This is a genomic window from Candidatus Bandiella numerosa (assembly GCF_021811875.1).
Classification (GTDB): domain Bacteria; phylum Pseudomonadota; class Alphaproteobacteria; order Rickettsiales; family Midichloriaceae; genus Aquirickettsia; species Aquirickettsia numerosa_A.
This window is the reverse complement of record NZ_JAJBJD010000015.1, coordinates 1-10,382: the sequence shown is the minus strand read 5'-3', so window position 1 is coordinate 10,382 and position 10,382 is coordinate 1. Positions and strand designations below refer to the sequence as shown.

Below are 10,382 nucleotides of genomic sequence, written 5' to 3'. Positions count from 1 at the left end.
TAAAGAATATTTTTTATCATGTTACCAGTAAATAATATAATGTCAACTAATATTTAGCTTAGGCACTACTCAGCGACTTTAAAATTTTCTCCTCCTTTTTCCTCACCTACCTCTATACACTTCTCTCAAAGTGCATGAAGTCAGGAAAATAGGTAAAGAGGAAGATTAAGTATTTGTGCAACAAAGTTATAATTTAGCTCCCTTCAATAGTCCAAGCTCATGTCCTATCTTATGAGAAAGAGTTAAAATTTTAGAGGTAATTTTAAAGGGAGGATAATATTTCATAAGTGATAGTATCATATGATGCTATCACTTTCAATGCCTTGTTATACTTTGTAAATAACTTTATTTAATCACTGTTTACTCAATATATTCTTATAAATAGTAAAATCATGTTTATTTTCTTGCTGTTCTAATTCAGTAATCATTTTCTTATATAAACTCCAAAAAGCTAACTTTCTAGGATTTTCTTCTTTAATTTGTTCAATGAATTTTATATTGTTTTCATATTTGCCATAGTCCTTTATATCTAATCCACTTTTGATTATCTTTTTTAAGTAGCTAATAGCATATTCATAATACTTGCCTTGTGTTTTAGCTATGAGGTTTTCTATTACACATCTATACATTAATATTGAAGCAAGCGTATGTGTTAAATGTAATTTTTTAGCGACTTCTTTCATTCCGTGATAATGGTAATGTTCACTATATCTGTATTTCTCATACTCTTCTAATATCACCTGAGAAGCTATCTCATGATTATCTATTTCGCATAAGGTAATTAAAGCATGCATTCTATCCTCATGATCTAATACTATCTTAGTAGCTTCTTTTTTGATCTCCTCTTTATTTTTTGCATGTTTAATTATTTGATTATAAAAATCCACAGCAAGTGTTTTTTTGAAATACATAAATCTTATTTCATTGGCATCTTTGTATTTTGCGAGTACATCAAGTGCTTTTGATTTCACTAACGCATATTTTTTAAGTAGATTTATATGTAGTTTATCTATGTTTATTTTATCTAGCCATTTTAAAGCCTTTGATTCTTGCCATGCATCAACATATTGAGAGGCTATATCAATATAAAACTCATCATCGAATAATCCATATTCTCTACCTAAATTAATATATTTACTTATATCTTTTTGACATTTAGCAATATCAAGAATTTCCTCAATATATTGTGAATAATGGTATTTGTGTTGGCGTTTTTCTGTAACATATCCCTCTTTAAGCTTATTTTCTAAAATTAGAACTTCATCTTGATTTTGATATGCAGAATAAAATTTACATATTAAATTATCAAAGACTCCACAATCATTATTTTTTATGCTTAATAAAATAAAATTTGTAATTTCAGTATCGTGATTAATATTTGATTCTTTATACAGTGCACCTAAATATTCTAGTGCTAGGCAATATAAATTAGAGATAAATCCATTACTATCATCTACACGTTCTAAAGAAGTTTTTGATGTACTTATTAATTCGTGCATTTCCTTTATAGCAGACTCTATATCTTTTCTCTTCAAATGAACGTTAATTAAATGCAGAGTTTTATTGATTTGTTGTGCTAGGGGTTGTACATCGTAATAATCAAGTAATTTTTTACTTCTTTTAATTGATGTAATTTCTTTCCTAATAATTTTTAACAAAGCTTTTTCATTAGATGAGCATATTGCGACTATCTCCTGAATATTTTTATTAAAATCAGTATTATGAGAGCAATAATCTATAATAGTATCAGTGAATAATTCATTATCTATGGCTATTAATTTTACTAATTCATTCTTATTCATAATATTATCAGCATATCTTATTAATTTTTTTTATTCATTAAAATCCTGAGATATAGGAACTGTTCCAAATGCAATTTTAGTCCCAGTATGGTACTTTTTACTTTCTATAGGTAGTACGCCTATACATACAGAATCTTTTCCATATTTTATGTTTAACTCATCTATAGTTTTAGATAATCTTTCTCTACTTTTTCTTTGATTTATATAATCATCTGTAGCATCATCGAACAATGACTTTTGCTTAAACTCTTGTTGTCTAAAATCAATATTAATTAATGTTACTGATATTTTCTTAATCAATTTAATTTTGTTCTGGTATGTCAAACAATTCCAAGCTTCAAACATTTTATCAGCTAGAGATATACTATCGGACAACATATTAAATTTAACTGCTTCTCTATAATGTTTATTATCGATTGTTGAGATATTCAAAACTAAGCCTTTACATGAATAATTTAATCTTCTTAATCTACTGGCCGCTTTTTGTAATAATCTATGAGCAATTATTTTTGCATCTTCAGTGTTTCTCAATTCTGGGGGGAGCACCTGACTGTTGCCAATAGATTTGCTTTTTGTTTCGATATCAGGTAATTCTATGCCTCTTAACATATACCAATACCTTTCTCCCAAAATACTTCCAAAGGCTCTTCTTAGAGAACCTACATCTAATTTGCATAGCTCCTCTATTGTAGCAACACCATTATAAAGCAACCTATAATAGGTTGCTTTACCTATTCCTGGCAAATCTTTTAGTGATAAAGAGCATAAGGTCTTTAATATATTATTTTTTTTAATTACTACCAATCCATCTGGTTTCTGTATATTAGTTGCTACTTTTGCAAGAAACCTATTTGATGCTATTCCTATCGAGCATCTTATATAATCTCCTACATTTTTAATTATTCCAATTTTGATTTCATTTGCAAGTTTTACGGCTTGATCCTCATCTTGGTACTTCCCTGTAAGTTTACATGCGCATTCGTCAATTGATAAAACATAATCTACATAAATGTGTTTATCTATTTCTTGTAAGATTTTATTGTGATATTCTGCATATAGTTCATGTTTTGCTGGAACACATACTAGATCAGGAATTAACTTTTTTGCTTGTCTAATAATTGTCCCTGTTGTCACTCCTTTCGCCTTAGCTTCATAACTAGCGGCTATTGCGCAAGTAGTGTCTGCATCGCATGGAACCACAGCAATTGGTTTATTTCTGTAATTGGTATTTACTTGCTGCTCTATAGTCGCAAAATAACTGTTCAAATCTAAGTACAGCCAATTTAAAGCATAAACAGATTTGTTCATTTACCATTACCCAATAATGCTTGCAATCAATCCTATTATTCCACCAAATACTCCACCCCATACAACTAACCATCCCAAATGCTTTTTTATTATATCCTGAATTATCTTTTTCACCATAATAGGGTTAAGTTCATCTATCTTATCTGAAATTATTTTATCCACTTCTAAAATAAATAATTCTATACTATCATTACTAACTTCTAGAGTTAAATTGGAAAGTTCATTAATAAATTCTTTAATTTTATTGATAATAGGTTGCTTTAGTGGTTCTAACGCTACTTCACCACCCATCATAGCGATTATACTTCCTGTAGGTGAAGTTATAATGGCTTCCACTAATTTCTTATATATAGATTCAAAATTTATTGATGATTCTAAATTTGAGATAACTAATTTATTAATTCTGCTAAGAAATTTATTAGATTCATCTTTATTAAAAAACTGGCACATTACTAAATTCTTAATCCCACTCTTAAAATCTTTAAATCTTAATTCAATTACTCCTGATCCATAAATAAAGGGGATCTTTTCAAATAGCATATGGATTGCTAGCCAATTTGTTATACTTCCAGATAATGCAAATAATCCTATGTTTTGCAATTCTCTAGAGAAAAACGGACTAATATAACTTAATAGAAGTACGTACAATGCTATTAAATTCGTTAAAAAGGACATGTCACTAAATAAGCTTTTAATATTATTAAAAGTTTCCTTTATTTTGTATTTATCCATCATATTAATAAATTTGAAACAGATTTAAATATTATATTTTGTCTGTAGAATATCTTTAATATTGTTACAAGCTAGTGATAACTTATTCATTAAACTTGGCTCTTTTTTGTATTCAATCTGATAAATATTATTACCAGATTCATGAAGATTCATCAAATACTCATCACTAGTCATTAAATCATCTACTAATTTTAATTCCTTGGCCTTTTCAGCTAACCAATATTCTCCAGTAGAAATCTTTTCTATATCTACACTTGGGCGCTGTTTTTTTATTAATGATTTAAATTGATTATGTATTTCTTCAAGCTCTAATTGCAGTTTCCTACGATCCTCATCTGTGTTTTTACCAAACATTGTGACAGTTCTTTTATATTTGCCAGAAGTGATTTGTTCATATTCTATACCCTTATCTTTAAGTAATTGATTAAAATTAGGTAGTTGAGACACAACTCCTATGGACCCAATTATTGCAAATGGCGCTGCAATAATTTGATTTGCTATACATGCCATCATATAACCTCCGCTTGCAGCTACTTTATCCACAATAACGATTAATTGAATTCCTTTGTTTTTTATTCTACTTAATTCAGAGGCAGCAAGTCCATATCCACTTACTGTGCCACCAGGTGATTCTAATATTAGAACAACTTTATCCTTTTTATGCGCAATAGAAAGTATTGCTGTAATCTCCTCTTTTAATGATTCGACAGCCGTAGCTTTAATATTGCCGTTGAATTTAAGCACATACGTATTTTGTTTATCTTCTTTTCCCTTCTTCTCTTTTAAGATTTTTTTAAATTCTCTAATTAATTCTTTAATTTTATGTTTGGAAGAAAGAGTTTTTAGCATCTGTAACTTCAACTCATAATAATGACGAGATAAATCTTTTATGATCAAAAATCCATCATCTTTGCTTTTCTTAAGTTTTGATTTTATATAAAAATATGTAATTATTATTAAAGCTATACTTATTACAATCGTTAATGTTTTAAATAAAAACATCAAATATTCTGATAAAAACATTACTTATACCTCACTGCTTTTGTTGTTTATTTTACTCTAATTTTTTATGGCTCCCATCGCAAATTGGTGGTAACTGCGTTTTTTTACAGGTACAAAATGATATGAATTTATCAGCCAAAGCTGTATATGCAATAGGTTTCCTTCCTTGCTTATCTTCCTTATGCGATCCATCGCAAAAAGGTTGTTTCTTGCTTAATCCACACCCACACCAATAGTATGTTTTACCTTTATTTACTCCAACTCTTATCGAGGGGCTTTTTAAATTACTCATTTTTATTTTCTACTTTAAAATTTATGCCTAGCCTTGGTTTATCGTTATTGGTGTTCACTGCATTTGCATCCACCAATTCTAACTTATTATCCTTATTATTAGGTTTACTTTCCTTATTGGGTTTGTAATGTTTCTTTTGTTCCAGCTTCTTACTTTTTCTGAGTGCAATCTGGTTTTTTATCTCTTCTTGTGTTTTTGCAAGTGATTCAACATCTTCTTTTGTAACAATACCAGCTTCATTACCTTCTAAATCATACCTTGCTGTGTTTTCAATATGCAGTTTTACATATTCATTTTGTTCAGCGTATAATCTTAGAAACTTTCTGATTATTGTTTTGCTGAATTTTAATTCTTCATCATTAAAAATATCTCTATGTATTCCTTTTTTAAATATAAAAACCTTGCCTCTTATAAAAAACTTTGGATATCTTTGAGATAATACATCAAATACCTTGTTGTAATTCTCGGGAGACAGTAGATGCCATTTATTTCTTCCCATTTTTATTCTTTCCTATTATTTTTATTAAAAAACTCTGAAAGTGACTTATTCTCAGCCAATCTTTTTGCCTTTGCTTCGCATCTCTTTTCGTCCTCCTTTAGGCTTTTTTTTAATACTTCTATTTCTTCATCTGTTAGCTCTACTTCCCAAGGCCTTGGATAGCTTTTTTTAACAAATTTACCATCCATTTTGTCAGCCGGTCTTTCTTGATTATTATCTGAAGTTACCGTAGTACTTATTAATTTGCTTGCCATTTACTGCTAATAACGCTCTTAAAAAGTAGTGAAAAAGAAATCCATGCTAAAATAGCTGAATAAATAAGGCAAACATTGCATCCCAATATTCCTTCATGAGTATGTATTATTGTACCACTCATCATTCCTGCTGAAATTAATAATAGCTGTATACCAATATGGGTTTTCCTCAAATAACTGTAGAATTTCTTAGTTTTAAATACCTGATTGGCAATCGATAAGACCATTATTATAAACAATGGTACAATATGTAAATAATGCATTAAAGCTTCTTTCATACTCAAATTACTTATTATTTACAATTGCTTTGAAATCAGACCCAACTGAGAAACTTATTCTCCTTTGTGCGGGAACTTTAGCCATTGTACCTTTTGGTGTCTTTACTTCTTTTGCTTCTGTTAGTTTTGCTTTAAAACTTCCAAATCCTGTGAATCTTAATTCATCATTATCTTTCATTGCTTGTGCTATACATTTAATAACAGCATCAAAGCTCTTACTTGCCGCAGCCTTTGTTGTATCAAGCTCTTTTGATAATTTTTCTATAAATTCTGCTTTATTCATTTTTGGTCTCCTTTTAAGTTATTTATAATTAAATTAATTCAATATTTTCTGCTGATTCTTTGCCTTTATTTGCAACAATCTCAAATTTAATCTTTTGATTATCATTTAAACCATCAAGCCTAGCTTCCTCCACTGCTGATCTGTGTATAAATATATCCTTTGATCCATTGTCTGGAGCTATAAACCCATATCCTTTGGTAGAATTATACCATTTTACTGTTCCTGTTATTTTCATAGTACTTTTTTATAAATTGTTTTTGTAGAGTTAATTATTATTGCTAACCATCATATTAGCTTAAAATTAATTATTTTCTATACTTTAGCACATATTTATGAGCTTTCCTTGTTTTTTTAATTTCTTCTATTTCATTTATAGCCTCATCATAAGAATTACAAGATTGAATAATCAAGTTACCCAATTTATTATCTTTCCCACCATAGCATTTGATAATGCTCCATTCATGGAACAAATCTTGCTGGAGAATTACGATATAATAGCGGTTCTTTGACTCAAAATAATACCTTTTCCAAAGATGGCTCTGGATAGCTGGAAGAGCTGAGCTATATTTGGCCTTATATTTTAGTGAATTTGTCATAATGTCTATTTCTTCGCCTTTAAATTTTCCCAATAAGACATCCTCTTTTTCATCCCTCGTTCAAAACGCGTTCAGAATTTAAAAATCCAGTAATTCTTGGATCTGCAGCTATAAAATGCTTTTTTATTGGAGCTTTTAAGGTAATGCCATCAAGTGAAGTACAGCGACTTAAAGCTACATAAACTTGTCCTGGACTAAAAACTCTATTGCCAAAATCAACAACTATATTATCAAATGTTTTTCCCTGACTTTTGTGTATTGTTATAGCCCATGCCAATCTAAGTGGTAACTGCTTAAATGTTCCAGCTAATTGAGCCATAATCTTTACTCCATCATATATGTATTTATAAATTTTCCACTCATATGGAGCCACGTTAAATGTCATTTTTTTATCTGGAAACCAAATACTTAAAAAATCACTTCCATCTTCAGCTTTGTTTTTACCCTTTATAACTCCTAAGCTTCCGTTTACCCATCTGCCTCTGTGATCATTTTTAAGCATCATTATTTGAGATTCAATTTTATATTCCAATGCCTGTAGGGTAGGGTAAGACTCTTTTCCAAATTCTCCATCAATAATAGCATTTGCTTTATATAATGCACCTTTGAGTTTTGATAAATGATTATTATTTATTTCATCTGCCTTACTATTAGTAGTAGTTAGATTAATATAAAAATTATCTTTCTTTGGTTTGAAATCCTCTATATATCTTTTATTAAGAGTTGCTATCTCAGCGTAACTTATATCGTTTATTCTAATCTTGTTTAATAAATTTATAAAACTATCATCCTTCTGTCTATAGACTTTTGTTAGCTCTATTATTTTTATTTTTGTTTCCAAATAACTATTGCTACTAAAAAAATAAGGCGATTTATAAAATGATTTAAATATCTCTTCCTCCTCTCTTTTTACTACAGGAGGTAATTGATATAGATCTCCTAAAAATATCATCTGTACACCACCAAAGCGTTGATTTCTTTTGGGACCATATTTCATAAGAAATAGGTTGATACAATCTAGTAAATCAGCTCTAACCATCGATACTTCATCTATAACAATAGTATCAAGATTTTTGTATATAGAATCATCCTTAGGTCTAACCTTCCCCGTTGCAATTTGATCAGGAGTTACATCCATTTTGAAGTTAAAAAAGCTATGTATAGTTTGCCCATCAACATTTAATGCTGCAACGCCTGTGGGAGCAAGTACTGCATAATTTTTCTTTGTGTGCTGGCAAAAATATAATAATAAAGTAGATTTGCCAGCTCCAGCTTTCCCTGTAATGAAGACACTATCTGTACTTTCATTCATTATTTTATAAGCTTCTTTGAATTCAGTGGATAGCTCCAGGTTATTTTCAGTATTAGATGAATTATGCATATGCTCTATTGTTATTAAAAAACATAATTATCAGAGGTAAAATGAAAAGCTATAGCTTTTTTAAATTTATGTACAAATAGCTCATATTTTTTATTTATAAATTCCATTATTTAAATCTTATATAATCAAATATTACATAACTTTAGGGGATCGTTTTTACAAAAAAATTTAATAAATATTTAGAAAGTTCTTTTTTATCAATATTGGCGTTTTTTGAGAATTGTAATTTATCATTTTTCCAACTAGCAAATACAGTGCCATCAAAAGATTGAATTGTCTCATCATCGTAATTTTGTTTTTTGCCTAAAATTATATCGTTAACTAATTTTTCAATACGATTATATCCAGCACCTTTTCTAATTTCTTCAGCAATATCAATCAAAGCTTCTTTATGCTTATCAGATTTTTTAGCAATAAGATAAATAGCCTCAGCAGATTTAGCAGAAACCTTAGACATATTACTAACAGCATCCCAAATTGATTTATCAATTTTGGCAAAATAAAGATAACTAATCATTTTATGTCTGGAACATCCTATTAATTCAGCTAATTTTGTTTGAGATAAATTAAGTTCTTTTTTTAATTTAGCATATGAAATTCCTTTAGAATAATCAGAAATAGCTAAATTCTCATTTTCTTTAATCTGCGTAATAGCAGCTTTAATGTCTGATATATCAGTGATAATGGCTTTTAATGGTAGATTAGCATTTAAACAAGCCTGAAGTCGTCTACTACCTGCAATAACTTCATATTTAAATTTACTGTTTTTTAATTCTCTAACGAAAACCGGTTCGATTTGTCCATTACGCTTAATATCTTCAGCTAAAAGATTAGTATCACCAAATTCAAAAGAGCTGCGATCAGCAAATTTCCATCTAGTGCAATCCCTTGGGTCAATATCAATAATTTGCATAGTTAACAACCAAATATTGTATGCTATATATTATACAAATAATATATAAAAATCAAATAATAAATAATGTCCCATATGGGACACTTTTTATATTAATAAATTTAATGAAGGATTTTTATCCAAAAACTAAAGAGTTATATTTTAATAGTATTTAAATATTATGAGAAAATAATAAAAATCAATTAGTTTTTATTATTCGAGTAATTCTTTGCTTAATAGAAATATAAATTTGTTTAATTTCATCTTTCTGCTTTTGTAATTGCTTACGTTTATAAATATTAGCATTGGTATTGGTTGCTTTAGAAAGAGCAATTAGTTGTTTATCAATTTGCTGATAAGTAACTAACAATTTATCAGCTTCACTTTTGAGTAAATTAAAATCATTAGAATCAAGTAACTTATCATAGTCTAAATTACCTAATTGATCACCAAAGCATACAATATCCTTGCCAAACTTTTTATTGATTTTATCTATAGTTAAAAACAATTCAGGATTAAATAAATCTTTTTGATTTGAAGACGTACTTTTTTTAGTTTTATTGATAATTTTACTATATTTTGTAACTATATTTTTAAATACAGTGCTTTTTTTATTACCAATATCATTTGGATTTTTTTTCATTATTTTTATCATCATCTAATCCAAAAACATTTCTATCAGATTCTCGTATTAAATATTCATTCATTAATTTGACCAATTCATCATATTCGTTTTTATTGATATATTGTTCAATAAAATAGCTACCAACAAGAATCTTGCGTCTAGTTTCAAGTTTACGCTCTTTAGTTTTTACTCTATTTTCTAGTAACTCAAGGCGAGCTTTCAAAACAGCTTGCTTACTCTTAAGCTTTTCTATCTTTTCTTTAGTTTTATTATCCAAAATAATAAGTATATGCATTACTATAGGCTATATAATAAAGACCATTGCATAATAGGCAGAAAGAAACATATATGATAGAATGAAAAGATAAGTACATACGAAAGAGGAGGCAAAATGTCATTTTTAGTAAGAGAAGCAGAAGAACGTATAGAGAAGAGTAA

At 28.5% G+C, this 10,382-nt stretch carries 15 protein-coding genes; all 15 read right to left on the bottom strand.

The annotated features are described in order from the left end of the window. Nucleotides 1-353 precede the first annotated feature (353 nt). Nucleotides 354-1,802: a DUF6880 family protein gene (locus L8D11_RS01235; protein WP_236869861.1), complete on the bottom strand. Its 1,449-nt coding sequence runs from the start codon at nucleotides 1,800-1,802 to the stop codon at nucleotides 354-356. A 30-nt stretch (nucleotides 1,803-1,832) separates the two neighbouring features. Further along, nucleotides 1,833-3,110 (bottom strand): DNA polymerase Y family protein, encoded by a 1,278-nt coding sequence (locus L8D11_RS01230; RefSeq protein WP_236869860.1) that lies wholly within the window; start codon nucleotides 3,108-3,110, stop codon nucleotides 1,833-1,835. 6 nt (nucleotides 3,111-3,116) lie between these two features. Further along, nucleotides 3,117-3,785, bottom strand: coding sequence for a DUF445 family protein (locus L8D11_RS01225; protein ID WP_236869859.1), 669 nt, complete (start codon nucleotides 3,783-3,785; stop codon nucleotides 3,117-3,119). A gap of 81 nt (nucleotides 3,786-3,866) precedes the next feature. Continuing rightward, nucleotides 3,867-4,865 (bottom strand): protease SohB, encoded by a 999-nt coding sequence (gene sohB / locus L8D11_RS01220; protein WP_236869858.1) that lies wholly within the window; start codon nucleotides 4,863-4,865, stop codon nucleotides 3,867-3,869. A 31-nt stretch (nucleotides 4,866-4,896) separates the two neighbouring features. Then, nucleotides 4,897-5,136 (bottom strand): CDGSH iron-sulfur domain-containing protein, encoded by a 240-nt coding sequence (locus L8D11_RS01215; RefSeq protein ID WP_236869857.1) that lies wholly within the window; start codon nucleotides 5,134-5,136, stop codon nucleotides 4,897-4,899. Further along, nucleotides 5,129-5,635, bottom strand: coding sequence for a ProQ/FINO family protein (locus tag L8D11_RS01210; RefSeq protein WP_236869856.1), 507 nt, complete (start codon nucleotides 5,633-5,635; stop codon nucleotides 5,129-5,131). The genes L8D11_RS01215 and L8D11_RS01210 overlap by 8 nt, the downstream gene beginning before the upstream one ends. A 2-nt stretch (nucleotides 5,636-5,637) precedes the next feature. Beyond that, entirely contained in the window at nucleotides 5,638-5,889 is a 252-nt protein-coding gene (locus L8D11_RS01205) for a hypothetical protein (RefSeq protein WP_236869855.1), read from the bottom strand. Then, nucleotides 5,874-6,167, bottom strand: coding sequence for a hypothetical protein (locus tag L8D11_RS01200; protein WP_236869854.1), 294 nt, complete (start codon nucleotides 6,165-6,167; stop codon nucleotides 5,874-5,876). Before L8D11_RS01200 ends, L8D11_RS01205 begins: the two co-directional genes overlap by 16 nt. Nucleotides 6,168-6,174: 7 nt before the next feature. Further along, on the bottom strand, nucleotides 6,175-6,450 hold the full coding sequence (locus tag L8D11_RS01195) for an HU family DNA-binding protein (RefSeq protein ID WP_236869853.1): 276 nt from the start codon (nucleotides 6,448-6,450) through the stop codon (nucleotides 6,175-6,177). Between the two features lie 28 nt (nucleotides 6,451-6,478). Then, nucleotides 6,479-6,685, bottom strand: a complete 207-nt coding sequence (locus L8D11_RS01190; protein WP_236869852.1) for a cold-shock protein — start codon at nucleotides 6,683-6,685, stop codon at nucleotides 6,479-6,481. A 70-nt stretch (nucleotides 6,686-6,755) separates the two neighbouring features. Continuing rightward, nucleotides 6,756-7,079, bottom strand: a complete 324-nt coding sequence (locus L8D11_RS01185; protein ID WP_236869851.1) for a hypothetical protein — start codon at nucleotides 7,077-7,079, stop codon at nucleotides 6,756-6,758. Between the two features lie 16 nt (nucleotides 7,080-7,095). Next, on the bottom strand, nucleotides 7,096-8,427 hold the full coding sequence (locus tag L8D11_RS01180; protein ID WP_272906001.1) for an ATP-dependent DNA helicase: 1,332 nt from the start codon (nucleotides 8,425-8,427) through the stop codon (nucleotides 7,096-7,098). 142 nt (nucleotides 8,428-8,569) lie between these two features. Next, nucleotides 8,570-9,340 carry a ParB/RepB/Spo0J family partition protein gene (locus tag L8D11_RS01175; protein WP_236869849.1) on the bottom strand — a complete coding sequence of 257 codons (771 nt, stop codon included), beginning with the start codon at nucleotides 9,338-9,340 and terminating at the stop codon, nucleotides 8,570-8,572. 178 nt (nucleotides 9,341-9,518) lie between these two features. Continuing rightward, nucleotides 9,519-9,962, bottom strand: a complete 444-nt coding sequence (locus tag L8D11_RS01170) for a hypothetical protein (RefSeq protein ID WP_236869848.1) — start codon at nucleotides 9,960-9,962, stop codon at nucleotides 9,519-9,521. Beyond that, nucleotides 9,943-10,239 (bottom strand): mobilization protein, encoded by a 297-nt coding sequence (locus tag L8D11_RS01165; RefSeq protein ID WP_236869847.1) that lies wholly within the window; start codon nucleotides 10,237-10,239, stop codon nucleotides 9,943-9,945. Before L8D11_RS01165 ends, L8D11_RS01170 begins: the two co-directional genes overlap by 20 nt. Nucleotides 10,240-10,382 lie beyond the last annotated feature (143 nt).

Excerpts from the sequence above, each read along its gene's own strand:
- L8D11_RS01235 (WP_236869861.1), bottom strand. The coding sequence starts at position 1,802 with ATGAATAAGAATGAATTAGTAAAATTAATAGCCATAGATAATGAATTA.
- L8D11_RS01230 (WP_236869860.1), bottom strand. The coding sequence starts at position 3,110 with ATGAACAAATCTGTTTATGCTTTAAATTGGCTGTACTTAGATTTGAAC.
- L8D11_RS01225 (WP_236869859.1), bottom strand. The coding sequence starts at position 3,785 with ATGTCCTTTTTAACGAATTTAATAGCATTGTACGTACTTCTATTAAGT.
- sohB (WP_236869858.1), bottom strand. The coding sequence starts at position 4,865 with ATGTTTTTATCAGAATATTTGATGTTTTTATTTAAAACATTAACGATT.
- L8D11_RS01215 (WP_236869857.1), bottom strand. The coding sequence starts at position 5,136 with ATGAGTAATTTAAAAAGCCCCTCGATAAGAGTTGGAGTAAATAAAGGT.
- L8D11_RS01210 (WP_236869856.1), bottom strand. The coding sequence starts at position 5,635 with ATGGGAAGAAATAAATGGCATCTACTGTCTCCCGAGAATTACAACAAG.
- L8D11_RS01205 (WP_236869855.1), bottom strand. The coding sequence starts at position 5,889 with ATGGCAAGCAAATTAATAAGTACTACGGTAACTTCAGATAATAATCAA.
- L8D11_RS01200 (WP_236869854.1), bottom strand. The coding sequence starts at position 6,167 with ATGAAAGAAGCTTTAATGCATTATTTACATATTGTACCATTGTTTATA.
- L8D11_RS01195 (WP_236869853.1), bottom strand. The coding sequence starts at position 6,450 with ATGAATAAAGCAGAATTTATAGAAAAATTATCAAAAGAGCTTGATACA.
- L8D11_RS01190 (WP_236869852.1), bottom strand. The coding sequence starts at position 6,685 with ATGAAAATAACAGGAACAGTAAAATGGTATAATTCTACCAAAGGATAT.
- L8D11_RS01180 (WP_272906001.1), bottom strand. The coding sequence starts at position 8,427 with ATGCATAATTCATCTAATACTGAAAATAACCTGGAGCTATCCACTGAA.
- L8D11_RS01175 (WP_236869849.1), bottom strand. The coding sequence starts at position 9,340 with ATGCAAATTATTGATATTGACCCAAGGGATTGCACTAGATGGAAATTT.
- L8D11_RS01170 (WP_236869848.1), bottom strand. The coding sequence starts at position 9,962 with ATGAAAAAAAATCCAAATGATATTGGTAATAAAAAAAGCACTGTATTT.
- L8D11_RS01165 (WP_236869847.1), bottom strand. The coding sequence starts at position 10,239 with ATGCATATACTTATTATTTTGGATAATAAAACTAAAGAAAAGATAGAA.